Here is a 14493-nt window from a genome sequence, read left to right as displayed (position 1 = left end):
CCCTTATCAAGCCAAACGGCCTGAGAGCTGTAACCGGCATTTAAAAAAAGAGAGTTCGGGATATGTTGCAGTTCATACTCCGACGTCTGGGGTTAGTAATCCCAACGTTTATCGGCATTACTTTGCTGACTTTTGCTTTTGTCCATATGATCCCTGGAGACCCGGTGACCATTATGGCTGGGGAACGTGGAATATCTGCTGAACGCTATGCTCAGTTAATGGCTGAAATGGGGCTGGATAAGCCACTCTGGCAGCAATACTTTCATTATGTAGGTAATGTGTTGCATGGTGATCTTGGTATCTCCATGAAAAGTCGTATCTCTGTGTGGGAAGAATTTGTTCCTCGTTTCCAGGCAACCCTTGAACTGGGGATATGCGCCATGCTGTTCGCTATTGCGGTCGGTATTCCGGTTGGCGTACTGGCGGCGGTAAAGCGTGGATCGGTTTTTGACCATACTGCGATAGGTCTTTCCCTGACCGGATACTCTATGCCGATCTTCTGGTGGGGGATCATGTTGATCATGCTGGTTTCTGTTCAGTTAGATCTGACACCAGTATCCGGGAGGATAAGTGACAGTGTTTTCCTTGATGACAGTCATCCGCTAACGGGTTTTATGTTGATCGACACCCTGTTCTGGGGTGAAGAAGGTGATTTCAAAGATGCCGTGATGCATATGATCTTACCTGCCATTGTTCTGGGGACGATTCCTCTGGCCGTGATTGTCCGTATGACCCGTTCTTCTATGTTGGAAGTATTGGGTGAAGATTATATCCGTACTGCCCGCGCTAAAGGTTTGAGCCGCATCCGTGTGATTGTGGTTCATGCGTTGCGCAATGCGCTGCTGCCGGTTGTGACCGTCATCGGTTTGCAGGTGGGCATTATGCTGGCGGGGGCAATTCTGACTGAAACTATTTTTTCCTGGCCGGGGCTTGGACGCTGGCTGATCGATGCCCTTCAACGCCGGGATTATCCGGTGGTTCAGGGAGGGGTATTGCTGGTGGCGATCATGATTATCTTGGTTAACCTGGTGGTTGACGTGTTGTACGGCGTAGTTAACCCGCGTATCCGTCATAAGAAATAGGGAGCGCATTATGTCTCAAGTGACTGAGCCTGCAAACAATGCGCCTAAGATTATGACGCCGATGCAGGAGTTCTGGTATTACTTCAAGCGCAATAAGGGGGCGGTTGCTGGCCTGGTTTATATTGTGCTGATGTTATTGATTGCTTTGTTAGCGGGGGTACTCGCGCCGCATGGTGCGGCGGAGCAGTTCCGTGGTTCTTTGCTGACTCCGCCGGTATGGCAGGAAGGGGGAAGCTGGCAGTTTATTCTTGGTACTGATGATGTCGGCCGTGATTTACTTTCTCGCCTGATGTATGGCGCCCGGCTTTCACTGCTGGTGGGATGCCTGGTTGTGGTGTTATCCCTATTAATGGGGGTTGTACTGGGGGTGCTGGCAGGTTATTTCGGTGGCGTGGTGGATATTATCATCATGCGTATCGTTGATATTATGCTGGCATTGCCAAGCCTGCTGTTGGCGTTGGTGCTGGTGGCAATATTTGGGCCGTCAATTGTCAATGCGTCTCTGGCGCTGACCTTTGTGGCTTTGCCCCATTACATCCGTTTAACTCGTGCTGCGGTGCTGGTGGAGGTTAACCGTGATTATGTCACGGCTTCACAAGTGGCGGGTGCGAGTTCCATGCGCCAGATGTTTATCAATATCCTGCCTAACTGCCTGGCACCGCTGATTGTGCAGGCTTCTTTAGGTTTTTCCAATGCCATTCTCGATATGGCTGCTTTGGGTTTTCTGGGAATGGGGGCGCAGCCACCCACGCCGGAATGGGGAACAATGTTGTCTGATGTATTGCAGTTTGCACAAAGTGCCTGGTGGGTGGTGACTTTCCCAGGTCTGGCGATTCTGCTGACAGTGTTGGCGTTTAACCTGATGGGTGATGGTTTGCGTGATGCACTTGATCCTAAACTCAAGCAGTAGTGAGGTAGCGAAATGGCATTGTTAAATGTAGAAAAATTATCGGTTCACTTCGGTGAAGAAGATGCGCCATTCCGCGCTGTTGATCGCATCAGCTACCGTGTTGAGCAGGGGCAGGTTGTCGGGATTGTCGGAGAATCCGGTTCCGGTAAGTCAGTCAGTTCATTGGCAGTCATGGGGTTGATTGATTATCCGGGCCGGGTGATGGCAGACAAACTGGAATTTAACCAGCGTGATCTGACCAAAATCTCGGAGAAAGAGCGCCGCCAGCTGGTTGGTGCGGAAGTGGCAATGATCTTCCAGGATCCGATGACCAGCCTGAATCCCTGTTATACCGTTGGATATCAGATTATGGAGGCGCTGAAAGTGCATCAGGGTGGCAACCGTCGCACCCGCCGCCAGCGGGCGATTGATCTGCTGACATTGGTTGGTATTCCTGATCCTGCATCGCGTCTGGATATTTATCCGCACCAATTATCCGGTGGTATGAGCCAACGGGTGATGATTGCAATGGCCATTGCTTGCCGGCCAAAATTGCTGATTGCTGATGAACCAACAACGGCTTTGGATGTCACCATTCAAGCGCAGGTTATTGAACTGTTGCTGGAGTTGCAACAACGGGAAAATATGGCGCTGGTATTAATTACTCATGATCTGGCATTAGTCGCAGAAGCTGCCCATCATATTATCGTGATGTATGCCGGGCAGGTGGTGGAATCCGGTAAGGCATCAGAAATCTTCCGTGCGCCACGTCATCCGTATACTCAGGCGCTGCTCAGGGCATTACCTGAATTTGCTACGGATAAATCCCGTCTTGCCTCTTTGCCGGGCGTTGTACCGGGGAAATATGACCGGCCTATTGGTTGCCTGCTGAATCCGCGTTGTCCATATGCTAATGACCATTGCCGCCAGATGGAGCCGGAATTACGAACGGTAGGGGAACGTCAGGTGAAATGCCATACACCGCTGGATGATGCGGGGAGGCCGACAATATGAGTGAACATATTTATCAGGCGCGGGAAACATCAACGGTGCCGTTGTTAAAAGCGACAGAACTGAAAAAATATTACCCGATTAAAGGGGGATTATTTTCACCTGCTCGTACTGTAAAAGCATTGGATGGTATCTCTTTCGAACTGGAGAAAGGCAAAACGCTGGCAGTGGTTGGTGAATCGGGGTGTGGTAAATCCACATTGGGGCGATTGCTGACCATGATAGAAAAGCCAACTGACGGTGAACTTTATTATCAGGGGCAGGATCTGCTGGTACCAAATAAAGATGCTGAAAAGTTGCGCCGCCAGAAAATCCAGATTGTGTTCCAGAATCCTTATGGTTCGCTCAACCCGCGTAAGAAAGTTGGGCAAATCCTGGAGGAACCTTTGCTGATCAATACCAAATTGAATGCGCATGAGCGTAAAGAGAAAGTGTTGCAGATGATGGCGAAAGTCGGGTTGAAAACCGAACACTACAGCCGTTACCCGCATATGTTCTCTGGTGGTCAGCGCCAGCGAATCGCGATTGCCCGTGGTTTGATGTTGGACCCGGATGTGTTGATCGCGGATGAGCCGGTTTCTGCGCTGGATGTCTCGGTGCGGGCACAGGTGTTGAACCTGATGATGGATTTGCAGCAGGATTTAGGGTTGTCTTATGTGTTCATTTCCCATGACTTATCTGTGGTTGAGCATATCGCTGATGAAGTGATGGTGATGTACCTTGGCCGCTGTGTGGAAAAAGGCAATAAGGAGATGATTTTCAGTAATCCACGTCATCCGTATACACAGGCGCTGTTATCAGCAACGCCAAGACTAAATCCTGAATTACGCCGTGAACGGATAAAATTGACAGGTGAATTGCCAAGCCCGATGAATCCACCACCCGGTTGTGCGTTTGCGGCTCGTTGTCGTCGGGCATTTAGCACCTGTACGCAGTTTCAGCCAAAATTGAATCAATATGGTGAGCAACTGATTGCCTGTTTTGCCGTTGATCAGGATGAAAATGTTGCGGTGGAGTAATTGCTTGGTCAGCATGAGTTAAAACATTCTTAGTGATAATGGTTTAACCATTATCACCATTTAAATATTTACTTTTGTCTTTAGTCGTCACAGACAGCCATTAAAGGTAATTATTTCAGAAAAATAACGACTTGGATAAGTGAAACAGGGCTGTTAGCGATAAAATCAAGTATACTCAATTCCACTGATCACATGTTATAACTGCGATATCTCATAGGCATTGGTTTGAGTGAAAATGAAATTGCGCGTCAAACGTTCGTTAACCATTAAACAGATGGCCGCAGTGACCGGCGTCACGCTGGTGACCATTGCTATTTTTATTACTATTCAATTGTGTCATCTTATACAGCAACGTAAAGATGATTATATCAGTCAGCTTAATCATGCGGCAGTTCAGGTCCAGGTGCCTTTAACCGAAGCGCTGCTCAGTTCCGATCTCAGTAAAGCAAAAGAGTTACTGATAGGGCTACGTACTGCGGGTATTTTAGGGCGGGCAGATGTGGTGTTACCGGAGGATATCCGGGTGATACGATTGAGCTTTGCCACCCATCGTCCAATTCCCGAATTGGCTAAACGTATTTTTGGGATCCCTGTGGAGGTGAGTATTCCCCTCCATGCTTATGGTTCAGCGCCAATAGATGCTAAACCGCTGGGGCATTTGATTTTACAGGTGGATTCTAATCGGGTATATCGTTTTGCTATTAATGCGTTGGCACTGATGTTGACAACGTATTTATTGTTAGCGCTTATTCTGACTGTGTCGATAAGCTGGTGTATCAACCGGATTATTGTGCACCCATTGCGTAACATTGCGCGGGATCTTAATAACGATCAACCACCTGAGCCAATGATTTGCCCGAAAGGCCACCAGGATGATGAACTGGGTCTGTTGATCAGGGGATATAATCGTCAATTTGATAAACATAAACCTCCGTCATCATGAAACCATCCGGGGCGGTTTGAGGTCTAACCCTCAGTTATAATTCTGACAGGATTTCACCTGCTAAAACTCAGGTTTTTGCTTTTTCTACCGTTGTTATTGGTCGAAGGGAACATATTCTGTCATCACTGGTTAAACCGCCGAAGGCTAAAACCAAGGATAGACATCTATAGGGGTTCACATGCAGGGTACGAAAATTCGTTATTTTATTGGTGGGATAATGCTGGTCATTGTGGGCCAGGTGCAGGCAGAAGCTTTGCAACCTGACCCTGCCTGGAAACAAGGCAAACTGGAAAACGGTTTTAACTGGCAAATTTTGCAGACGCCACAACGTCCTAACGACAGAATACAGTTGCGCCTTGTAGTGAAAACAGGTTCGCTGGCGGAAAAAACTCAGCAAACGGGTTATACCTGGTTGATTCCGAAAGTCGCGTTATTCAGCAGTAAAAGTTTGTCTTCCGCCAAACTGGAACAATTATGGAATAGTGCCGTCGATCCTAAATACCCGCTGCCTCCTGCAATTGTTTCATATGATTTCACGCTTTATAGCCTGAGTTTGCCGCATAATCGTCCTGAACTGTTAAAAAGTGCGTTGAGTTGGCTGGCTGACGCGGCGGGTAAAACGGTATTTACACCAGAGACACTACAACATGCCATGAAAATGGCGGGTACATCGGTAGCGACCTATCCTCAAGATATACAAGACCCGGTGTGGCGCAGACGTTTGCAAGGTTCAACGCTGTTGGGGCATGATCCGGCACAGGCCACTGCTCAACCTATCGATTTGGATAAACTTAAACAATTTTACCGGCAGTGGTATACCCCTGACATGATGACGCTGTATATCGCGGGCCACGTGGATAGCCGAACTTTACTGGAAAATATCAACCAGGTGTTTTCATCATTGAAGGGTAAGCGCCATACTCCGGCAACGATCGCGGCGTTGTTACCTATGAAACCGGATACGCTAGGGATGATCAGTGACAAAAAGAAAGAAGATACCTTATCCTTGATTTGGGATCTCAACTGGCAGCCGATGAATGATTCACATGTGTTGAGCCGCTATTGGATCAGTGATATTACCCGTGAGGCACTTTATCGTTACCTGCAACTTGGGCTGGAGAGAAGAAATGATAAGGCGCTGAAACTGGGGCTGGATTGCAAAGTTCAGTATCAGCGTGCGAGTTGTGCTCTGAATCTCAACACGTCGGCAGGTAATTTAAAACCGGCGATGGAGTATCTGGCGGCTGAATTGGTAACACTCCGTGATAAGGGGTTGCCAAAGGCACAGTTTGATGAGCTGTATGCGCAGAAACAAGCCCAACTCAGCCAATTGTTTGCCATGTATGCCCATACCAGCACGGATATTCTGATTAATCAGCGTCTTTTGTCTCAACAAAGTAATGTTGTGGATATTGCTCCTGAACAGTATCAACGTCTGAGACAAGCATTTTTAGCTTCCCTGACACCTGAAATGCTTAACCATGAACTGAAACAGATCCTTTCACAAGAAGTCGCGTTTGTTCTGATTCAGCCGAAAGGGGAAGCAGAAGTGGATGTAAACCAGTTAAGAAATGGTTTTAATCAGATTATGTCGCTGGAGCCACATAAGATTGATACTCCGGCACAGGCACAGCCGCCGGTATTTAAGCCAGAAGAAAAGGCTTCTTAAGGCAGTAAAAAGGGTGGGGATACCGCTGACGGTTCCCCGGTTTTCAATCCGGCCCTCCGCGGTAATATGCACTTCACCCGCCGCGGCACCAATGTTGCCGGCATTACGTACCCCCACGCCGGTTTCAGTGCCCACCAGCATAATTTTATGCGCATACATACCGCCTAATGCCGCCACATCCAACGCAAACTCCGGGGGCTTTTCATTGCCGGTCGATTTTTTCTCAATCTGCGAGCATATAACGATAACTCAGTTCGGCCACTTCCTGCCGTGAACATCGCTAAAATTTGAGATTCAAACCAAAATACTGCTTTCAGGATGTAAAAATCTTTTGGGTACATAAAGATCATAATCATTAAAGCGACAATATTCCTCCAATTGCTGAGCAGACTTAACACCAACCTTTCTGTATATTTGTGCCGTATAGTGTTCAACAGTACGGTAGGAAATGTTTAATATTCTGCCAATTTGTTTACTGGTATTTTTATGTAAAGAGAGAAAAATGACATCCCATTCCCGTGGAGTAAATAAATGAGTAGGTGGTTGAAATATAATAGATGCAGGGAGTTTTCCATAAAATAGACGGGTTAATGAGAAATCCTGGGCTTCCCGTCCGTGGAAAATGATTCCGACACATTCGTTTTCATCATTATATAGTGGGTATTTTTCACAAAAATGAGATGATAAAAATTTATCTTTGCCAAACATATGTGTTTCAAGCGAACATACTGTTGTTTCGCTCTTCATTACACTTTGATCATGAAGAACAAATTCCTTTGCAAACTCAGCACCATCCCAAGGAAGTTCATAATCATATCGCCCTTCGTAATCAAATGAGTCTGGCAGATTTTCAAGATGTTTAAGTGCCAGATTGCCATAAATAAAGCATGAATTTTTATCTTTGATCCCCCAGGGCTCATTACTTTGCTGCATTGTGTTAATGATTTGAGGGGAAATGATTACTTTATTATTCATATCATCATTCCTTATTATGTTTAAATGACATTAATCAGCTTAATTCTCTACTACCAATAGTGACAAATCTTTCAGGGAAATAGAGATCAAGTTTATTTTCTTTACAGAAATCCTTTAGTTCTGCATGTAAGGACAAATTGAATTTTCGGTAAATTGACTGAATATGATTAACAACATCCTCTGTATTCATCATTAATGCTTCGCTGATACTTTCTTCATCCAGTAAGCGCAGAGTCAAAAAGAGCACTTCCCACTCAGTTTGCGTCAGTATATCGTTAGGCGGTGTGAATTCCTGCGTCACCGGAGATGTTCTTTCATAGTAGTAAGCCGTAGAAAAGTTTTGAATTTTGGACATGTGAAAAATAATCCCCATGCAATCCCCCTTTTCATCACAAAGGGGATATTTGTCACAAATATAGGTTTGCTTAGTTTTATTTTCTCCAAATGGATGAGTTTCCATTGAAGATACTTTTTGCATAGTTTGAATAACTTTTTGATCCTGACGGTAATATTCTTTTTCATATTCTGCAATAGATGAGGGTAATTCTCCTGCTGAAAGCCCCGTAATATCGAAATCTTCGGGCAAGTTGAGCAGTTGATAGAAAGCCGGATTAGCATAGATAAACCTTGATTGCAGATCTTTAACTCCACAAGGTTCATGACTTTTTTCCCACATATGAATTAATTTCTGATCGATATTATTTGACATAGTAACTCCTTAATTATGATTAAGTCATTATCTGAATGAATTGTTTTCTGGTTATACATAAAATAACTTAACTATATAATATAGTATAGTATAACAATTATCCAGCCAAAGACTGTATGTTCATTAATTTCATGATGGTATTATCAGTACTAAATAGCATAATAAAAAAATATTATTTTTATTGAAAGTTATTTAAGTGATTTATTTTACCAGTTAAAAATTGAACGCACATAACATTGCAATCTGTTAAGATGGATTGTTTTATAAAGATATGAGATATTATGTTGCTATATGTCACATAAAAATTTTTAAATTTGGTATCAAATCGGAACCTGGCGTGATCATTTAGAAGTTTTTCTTCTACACGTGAATTGAATAATCTTCAATAAGAAAAAAAACCGTTTCCTTTTCCCTGCTTGTTAACAACCATAGTTGCCCCTTCCTCAAATAAGTCATTTTGAGATATTGATATTGCAAATAGATCATCATCTTTATCTGTACATAAATATGGAATACGAGCCAATGAGCTAACTTTGTTGGTGTCATTCCTCGTAACTGAAGAGCTTCTTTTAAGACATTCGTTAAAGTATTTCATACGTTTACAGCATTTACAAAAATAACTAAACTTTTTAAACATTTTAGTATCCGCAAAAGAACATTCCTGAACATTTAACGTTCATTTATGACCTTTTTGTCGTTAGACATAACATTTTCCTATTCGGAGAATATTTGGCTGTACTTGGCGGGGTTTAATGTTTTTGTACAGCCATTTTTTAGCATTCCGCCCAATGCGGACTCAGGGAAAAAGCTGTAACAACATAAAAATATCAATCTGAAGAGAGTATGAATATAGCACCTTGAATAACCAAACTGAGGAGAGAAGAAAGAAATGATTGTAAAAATCGACTGGCACCCAGCGGATATTATTGCGGGACTTAAAAAACGGGGAACGTCATTATCTGCTGTTTCAAGAGAAGCGGGGCTCGCATCATCCACGTTAAGTAATGCCCTGCACCGGCCCTGGCCTAAGGGTGAACGACTCATTGCTACCGCTTTAGGCTGTGAGCCTTTCAAAATATGGCCAAGTAGATATTCTAAATAATAATGAAAAGAGATTAATTACCTGAAATTTATCTTATGTCTTGTGGAAAGTTTCAGGTAGGATAATAGAATAAAAGCAGAGCTATTAACGCCCTGCTTTGTTTTTGTTATCGCGCTCTGATTAAAATATATAATCAGGCCAATTCAGGATATTTATCATCGGAATGCCTTTTCTACATTAATCGTTAATTTTTTATCTTGTGTTGACATCCACCTATATTTCTACTAATTCCGTGGATACCTTTTTATTTTAATCATGTTACCTGAACCAAACCAGCAATTGCCTTTTCAAGGTATTCGCGGGGACAACCTAAATTTACTCTGATAAACCCTTCACCCTTATCACCAAAACTCCATCCCATTGAAACGACTATTTTGGCTTTTTGTAATAAGGCCCGTTGCAGGGTGTCATCATCCAAGCCTAAATCGCGACAATCCAGCCAGGCCAGATATGTACCTTCCGCTTTAGTCATTCGGCACCAGGGAACGGCAGACGTTAAAGCCTGCCCGAACCAGCAACGGTTTTCTGCCAGGTAATGTTGTAGTTCATCAAGCCATACATCCCCATGTTGATATGCGGCTGTAGCCGCAGTCATAGATAGCGCGTTGAATACATCCAGTCCATGAGCATCCAGCCGCGCTTTAAAGGCACGCCGCAGGCCGGGATCTGGAATGAGAAAGTTCGATATACGAAGTGATGAGAGTCCAAATGTTTTACTTGCTGAGGTGGCGGCAATGACGTTGCTATGCCATTCATTCCCCAGATGCAGTATTGAGGTGAATTTCTCCCCAGGCAAAATTAAATCAGCCCAAATTTCATCGGAAATTACGGTCGTACCGTACCTTTTGCAGAGTATCAATAGCCGGAGTAGTTCGTCACTATTCCAGCATCTACCCGTAGGGTTATGTGGATTACATAACACTAGCAGAGGTGGTCTGTGTTGCTCCAACATCTGTTCCAGATGATCATAATTAATCTTATAACCGTCCAGACTTTCAAGAAGTGGGTTTTCAATCATCATTCTGCCGTTCATAGTAATAATTTTGGCGAATGAAGCATAATAGGGCCCTTGTACAACCACACCTTCCCCCGGTTTACTCAGCATCTGTATCAGTAAAGCCAGTCCAGGTATGACACCTTCTATTGACGTGAACCAGTCGTGGCACAAGGTCAATTTATGGTGCCTTGAAAACCAGTCTATTGCCGCCTGGTAATAGTGATCGTCGCGTTCGCTATAACCGAAGATGCCATGTTCAATTCGGGAGTAGAGTGTTTGCAGGACCGCTTCCGGGCATTGAAAATCGAAATCGGACACCCACATTGGAAGCAGGTCAGTTTTGTCTAAGTGCAAGTCACGACCTAAAAAGTCCCACTTAACAGAGCTTGTATTGTGGCGATCGATTATCTGGTTGAAATCAGGCGATTTCACGTTGGGTTTCCTTTTTATTCAGGGCATTTTCCGGTGTGACTCTTGCAATACCAAAACCGGTAAAGCCATAGATGAGAGCCAGGAAGACGGCAGCATAGCACTGGATAGCCCAAGGTAGCAGATCAAGCGTACTGACACCCAATGTAGTCGCCATATAAATACCGGCAGCAGTCCAGGGGATTAACGGTTCTATGACGGTACAGCCATCTTCTATTGTCCGTGACAGATTTTTATTATCCAGTCCCATACGATGATAGGCCCCTTTGAACAGCTCCGCCGGGATGAGGAGACCCAACTTTCCGTTGCAGGTTGCGCCCGTTACCAGAATAGTGGTTGCCAGGGTTGCAGCGATAAGTTGCCCTGTTGTGCGAACAACTTGTAGAAGTGAGTTGATGATGACGGTCAGGGCGCCAGTGAGTGCTAAAGCACCGGCGAACGCGAATGCACAAAATGCAAGCAGGATGGTACTCATCATCGAAGACATGCCCCCCCGATTGAGCAGACGTGGGACGTCGCTAACAACCCCGGTGATATTGTGTCTCTGATCAGAGAACATAGAGAGATTGAAACCCTCTATCAACACATTAAGGCCCTGTTTAAGGGTGAGTCCCTGGAGACCTATACCAAGCACAATAGCCAATGCACAGCCAGCCAGCATGACGGGTATCACCGGCCGTTTTGTTATTGCTCCCCACAAAACCAGTATTGGTGGCAAAATCATCAATAAATTGAAGTGATACAGGCTTTCAAGAGATTGAAGGATGTCTGTGACTTTTTCAGGTGTTGCTACGCTACCTGTTAAGCTTGTATGACCCGCAATAAAATAAACAATAGCGGCTAAAACAAAGCCGGGAATAGTGGTATACATCAAATGTTGAATATGACTGTAAAGATCGGTATCGGCGACGATGGCAGCGAAGTTAGTCGAGTCAGATAACGGTGAAATTTTATCACCGAAATACGCACCTGAAACAACCGCGCCCGCCGCTGCCGCCAGAGGCACATCGAGGCCAGCGGCGACGCCCATTAGCGCTACGCCAACTGTTCCGGCTGCCCCCCATGACGTACCGGTACAAACTGAGATAACGCTCGTGATAAAGAAAGCAGCAATAAGTATGTATTGAGGGCTAATCAGCTTTAACCCCCAATACACCATGTAAGGTATGGTTCCGCTGAACATCCAGGTCCCAATTAACCCGCCTACGCAAATCAGTATCATCATCACCGGCATTGTTTTAGCTAGCTTTGCCACAATAGCATCGATAATGTCATTCCAGCGATAGCCTTGCCAATATGCCAAGGTAGCTGCTATTCCTGCTGATATGAGCAATAGGGATTCGATGCGTAAATTCAATTGACCATACCCAATAACCAATAGTAAGAGCATTGTTGCGATTGGCAGTATGGCAAGTCCCAGATTAATCTTTTTCTTGTCATCCATATTTTAAAACTCCAGTTCCAGATGAATTATTGAAACAGAATAGAATAATGAATTTATTTTGAATGAGATGTGACAGATATTACTTGTTCTTTACTCTTATGTTTATGTGTGATGCTTTTTATTTCTCTATTAGAAAAACGGAATCTCTGATGACAAGTTCGGCTGAGAACATATTCATTTGTGGAGCTACTTCTTTTTTGGCATTGATCTGCAATGCCAGATTAGCGGCCCTCTGAGCCATTCGTTCTATTGGGTTGTGTATGGTAGTTAAGGGTGGATAGAGATATTGGGCCGGGACAATATCATCAAACCCAACAATCGACAGTTGTTCTGGTAATTTGATTTTCCGTTGATGTAGGGATCGCATCATACCGGCAGCCATAACGTCATTAAATGTTACCGCCGCAGTAAAGCCGATGCCGCTGTCTAAGAGCTTTTTTGTTGCCAGTTCCCCACCCTTTTCGTTGAATGGAACGCTAATAACCCAATTGCCAGGTACTGTGATACCCGTATTAGTCATTGCGGCATGATACCCTTCCAGGCGGAGCCTTCTATTATCGATTGGTAGATCTGCTGTTATACAAGCAATTTTTCGATGACCATTTTGAAGAAGATAGTGGGTAGCAGCCTGAGAAGCACTGACATTATCTAACCAAATGCACCGGTTGGCGATAGCAGGGAAATATCGATTAATAATCACTAATCCTGGCGTATGAGCGGTATAACGTAATACATCTGTATCGCTCATTCTACTAACATGAGCGACTATTGCTTCGCATCCCTGATTAATTAAAAAATCTAAGGCAGATCTCTCAAGTTCGGCTTGATATCCTCCACTACAAACCATCAGCTTGACCTCTTCTTCCGGGCAATTTTTTCAACCCCGCGCGCCAAAAGGGAAAAAAAAGGATCAGCCAGATTGCCAGTGAGTAAACCCAACATGTTCCCGCATCGTTTTGCCAGTGCAAGTGCGGCAAAATTACGGTGATAATTGAGCTCACGCATGGCTTTTTCTACACGCTCACGGGTGCCTGGTTCGACATAAGCCGTACTATTGATGACGCGGCTTACAGTGGCTACGGATACTCCAGCTTGATATGCTACGTCTTTCATAGTAGTCATGCTTTCTCCTCAGCAGTTATGTAAAATAAATCATATCCCAATTAATAGAATAATATAGAGTACAGGCATCATTCTTAATCCAGCAAAAAATGGTTCATAGATTTAAAGTATTTTGGTGGAATATATAGATTATAATTATTTTTTTCGCAAAATAGTTTCAACTCAATAATTGATCCGATTGATAATTTCTCATAGATATCTTGGAAGTACTTTTCCACGGTACGGTATGAAATTTTCATTTCATAAGCAATACATTGATTACTGATGCCGCGGCAGAATAAAAAGATTATTATCCATTCTTTTTCTGTCAATATATTATTGGGGGGGGTTAAGCTTAACAGATATAGTTGTATCATTTTTAATATAATGGTGGACTGAAAAATGGTTTATTTCTTTAATGTGACAAATTATTCCAATACAGTGATTCTTTTCATCCATTAACGGGTATTTTTCGCAAAAATAGGGCTTGAGTTGTTGGTTATTACTTTGAAGATAAGCCCCAATAGAGGATACTCGTTGCATAGATTGTAATACCTTACGGTCATGTTCTTCAAAAAGGTGAACAAGATGATTAAACGGTGTAGGTAATTCTTTGGCAGTATATCCTGTGACATTAAAGTGTTCAGGTAACTTACTTAGTTTAATAAATACTTTGTTTGCATATATAAAATGAAATTTCTTATCTTTTACAAACCATGATTCATGACTTCTATCCCACATATTTGTTAACTGAGGAGTAATTTGACTCATATATGACCTTCAATAATTATTGAATATAAGTAGAAAAGTCTTTCAACAATCAATAAGAACAGCTATTCGTTCTATAGGGAATTACTCCCTCATAATTGGAAGTTATAGTATTGCTATGATTTCAATAGCATGAGTGGTCCCAGATTAAGATTGTTCTTAATCATAAAGTTCAAACTCCAGTTTCAAATTGTTTGTTACAATAGAGTAACAAATCCAGTTTAGGTGGAATGTGAGATAAGTTTGCTGTTCATGTAACCGGTTTCATGAAGTGTGAAAATGTGATTTATATATCAATTTTAGGTCTTGCTTATAACCGAGTAACGGCAATATTCCCTAATTTTTTAGGGTAATA

At 43.5% G+C, this 14493-nt stretch carries 13 protein-coding genes and 2 pseudogenes; 7 read left to right on the top strand and 8 right to left on the bottom strand.

Annotation, left to right across the window (positions count from 1 at the left end):
• Positions 1 to 62: 62 nt before the first annotated feature.
• The 6 genes from dppB (at position 63) to C5470_RS14515 (ending at position 6613) form a co-directional block, all read left to right on the top strand.
• The gene (gene dppB / locus C5470_RS14540; protein WP_166290250.1) at positions 63 to 1082 is read left to right on the top strand and encodes a dipeptide ABC transporter permease DppB; all 1020 of its coding nucleotides are present in this window, start codon (positions 63 to 65) and stop codon (positions 1080 to 1082) included.
• Between the two features lie 10 nt (positions 1083 to 1092).
• Positions 1093 to 1992 carry a dipeptide ABC transporter permease DppC gene (dppC, locus tag C5470_RS14535; protein WP_166290248.1) on the top strand — a complete coding sequence of 300 codons (900 nt, stop codon included), beginning with the start codon at positions 1093 to 1095 and terminating at the stop codon, positions 1990 to 1992.
• Between the two features lie 12 nt (positions 1993 to 2004).
• Positions 2005 to 2985 carry a dipeptide ABC transporter ATP-binding protein gene (dppD, locus tag C5470_RS14530; protein WP_036846118.1) on the top strand — a complete coding sequence of 327 codons (981 nt, stop codon included), beginning with the start codon at positions 2005 to 2007 and terminating at the stop codon, positions 2983 to 2985.
• Positions 2982 to 4001, top strand: a complete 1020-nt coding sequence (gene dppF / locus C5470_RS14525; RefSeq protein ID WP_166290246.1) for a dipeptide ABC transporter ATP-binding subunit DppF — start codon at positions 2982 to 2984, stop codon at positions 3999 to 4001. Before dppD ends, dppF begins: the two co-directional genes overlap by 4 nt.
• Before the next feature lie 235 nt (positions 4002 to 4236).
• Positions 4237 to 4944 carry a HAMP domain-containing protein gene (locus C5470_RS14520; RefSeq protein ID WP_166290244.1) on the top strand — a complete coding sequence of 236 codons (708 nt, stop codon included), beginning with the start codon at positions 4237 to 4239 and terminating at the stop codon, positions 4942 to 4944.
• Positions 4945 to 5122: 178 nt separating this feature from the next.
• Positions 5123 to 6613 (top strand): insulinase family protein, encoded by a 1491-nt coding sequence (locus tag C5470_RS14515; protein ID WP_036846109.1) that lies wholly within the window; start codon positions 5123 to 5125, stop codon positions 6611 to 6613.
• A 24-nt stretch (positions 6614 to 6637) separates the two neighbouring features.
• Here the strand turns inward: C5470_RS14515 and C5470_RS23730 are convergent.
• The 3 genes and pseudogenes from C5470_RS23730 to C5470_RS14500 all read right to left on the bottom strand — a co-directional run.
• Positions 6638 to 6844: pseudogene (locus tag C5470_RS23730) on the bottom strand (hypothetical protein); the annotation flags it as partial.
• 63 nt (positions 6845 to 6907) lie between these two features.
• Complete coding sequence (locus C5470_RS14505) at positions 6908 to 7588, bottom strand: helix-turn-helix transcriptional regulator (protein WP_036846106.1); 681 nt, start codon at positions 7586 to 7588, stop codon at positions 6908 to 6910.
• A 34-nt stretch (positions 7589 to 7622) separates the two neighbouring features.
• Positions 7623 to 8297: a helix-turn-helix transcriptional regulator gene (locus C5470_RS14500; protein ID WP_036846104.1), complete on the bottom strand. Its 675-nt coding sequence runs from the start codon at positions 8295 to 8297 to the stop codon at positions 7623 to 7625.
• 889 nt (positions 8298 to 9186) lie between these two features.
• Between C5470_RS14500 and C5470_RS14495 the strand changes: the two genes are divergently transcribed.
• Positions 9187 to 9399 (top strand): helix-turn-helix domain-containing protein, encoded by a 213-nt coding sequence (locus tag C5470_RS14495; RefSeq protein WP_207627001.1) that lies wholly within the window; start codon positions 9187 to 9189, stop codon positions 9397 to 9399.
• 253 nt (positions 9400 to 9652) lie between these two features.
• On the opposite strand, the gene C5470_RS14490 is transcribed toward C5470_RS14495, so the two are convergent.
• The 5 genes and pseudogenes from C5470_RS14490 to C5470_RS23415 all read right to left on the bottom strand — a co-directional run bounded on the left by C5470_RS14490 (position 9653) and on the right by C5470_RS23415 (position 14141).
• Positions 9653 to 10828: a MalY/PatB family protein gene (locus tag C5470_RS14490; protein ID WP_036846098.1), complete on the bottom strand. Its 1176-nt coding sequence runs from the start codon at positions 10826 to 10828 to the stop codon at positions 9653 to 9655.
• Positions 10815 to 12269 (bottom strand): Na+/H+ antiporter NhaC, encoded by a 1455-nt coding sequence (gene nhaC / locus C5470_RS14485; protein ID WP_166290242.1) that lies wholly within the window; start codon positions 12267 to 12269, stop codon positions 10815 to 10817. The genes C5470_RS14490 and nhaC overlap by 14 nt, the downstream gene beginning before the upstream one ends.
• Before the next feature lie 118 nt (positions 12270 to 12387).
• Positions 12388 to 13391, bottom strand: a pseudogene (locus C5470_RS14480) (LacI family DNA-binding transcriptional regulator).
• 74 nt (positions 13392 to 13465) lie between these two features.
• Positions 13466 to 13747: a response regulator transcription factor gene (locus tag C5470_RS23420; protein ID WP_339916701.1), complete on the bottom strand. Its 282-nt coding sequence runs from the start codon at positions 13745 to 13747 to the stop codon at positions 13466 to 13468.
• Positions 13707 to 14141 carry a PAS domain-containing protein gene (locus C5470_RS23415; protein WP_339916699.1) on the bottom strand — a complete coding sequence of 145 codons (435 nt, stop codon included), beginning with the start codon at positions 14139 to 14141 and terminating at the stop codon, positions 13707 to 13709. Before C5470_RS23415 ends, C5470_RS23420 begins: the two co-directional genes overlap by 41 nt.
• Positions 14142 to 14493: the final 352 nt, after the last annotated feature.

Source organism: Photorhabdus stackebrandtii (genome assembly GCF_011189495.1).
Lineage (GTDB): Bacteria > Pseudomonadota > Gammaproteobacteria > Enterobacterales > Enterobacteriaceae > Photorhabdus > Photorhabdus khanii.
The sequence above is the reverse complement of the archived record's forward strand: the minus strand, read 5'-3'. Positions and strand labels throughout refer to the sequence as shown.

Excerpts from the sequence above, each read along its gene's own strand:
- dppF (WP_166290246.1), top strand. The coding sequence starts at position 2,982 with ATGAGTGAACATATTTATCAGGCGCGGGAAACATCAACGGTGCCGTTG.
- C5470_RS23420 (WP_339916701.1), bottom strand. The coding sequence starts at position 13,747 with ATGATACAACTATATCTGTTAAGCTTAACCCCCCCCAATAATATATTG.
- C5470_RS14515 (WP_036846109.1), top strand. The coding sequence starts at position 5,123 with ATGCAGGGTACGAAAATTCGTTATTTTATTGGTGGGATAATGCTGGTC.
- C5470_RS14500 (WP_036846104.1), bottom strand. The coding sequence starts at position 8,297 with ATGTCAAATAATATCGATCAGAAATTAATTCATATGTGGGAAAAAAGT.
- nhaC (WP_166290242.1), bottom strand. The coding sequence starts at position 12,269 with ATGGATGACAAGAAAAAGATTAATCTGGGACTTGCCATACTGCCAATC.
- C5470_RS14520 (WP_166290244.1), top strand. The coding sequence starts at position 4,237 with ATGAAATTGCGCGTCAAACGTTCGTTAACCATTAAACAGATGGCCGCA.
- C5470_RS23415 (WP_339916699.1), bottom strand. The coding sequence starts at position 14,141 with ATGAGTCAAATTACTCCTCAGTTAACAAATATGTGGGATAGAAGTCAT.
- dppC (WP_166290248.1), top strand. The coding sequence starts at position 1,093 with ATGTCTCAAGTGACTGAGCCTGCAAACAATGCGCCTAAGATTATGACG.
- C5470_RS14495 (WP_207627001.1), top strand. The coding sequence starts at position 9,187 with ATGATTGTAAAAATCGACTGGCACCCAGCGGATATTATTGCGGGACTT.
- C5470_RS14505 (WP_036846106.1), bottom strand. The coding sequence starts at position 7,588 with ATGAATAATAAAGTAATCATTTCCCCTCAAATCATTAACACAATGCAG.
- dppD (WP_036846118.1), top strand. The coding sequence starts at position 2,005 with ATGGCATTGTTAAATGTAGAAAAATTATCGGTTCACTTCGGTGAAGAA.
- dppB (WP_166290250.1), top strand. The coding sequence starts at position 63 with ATGTTGCAGTTCATACTCCGACGTCTGGGGTTAGTAATCCCAACGTTT.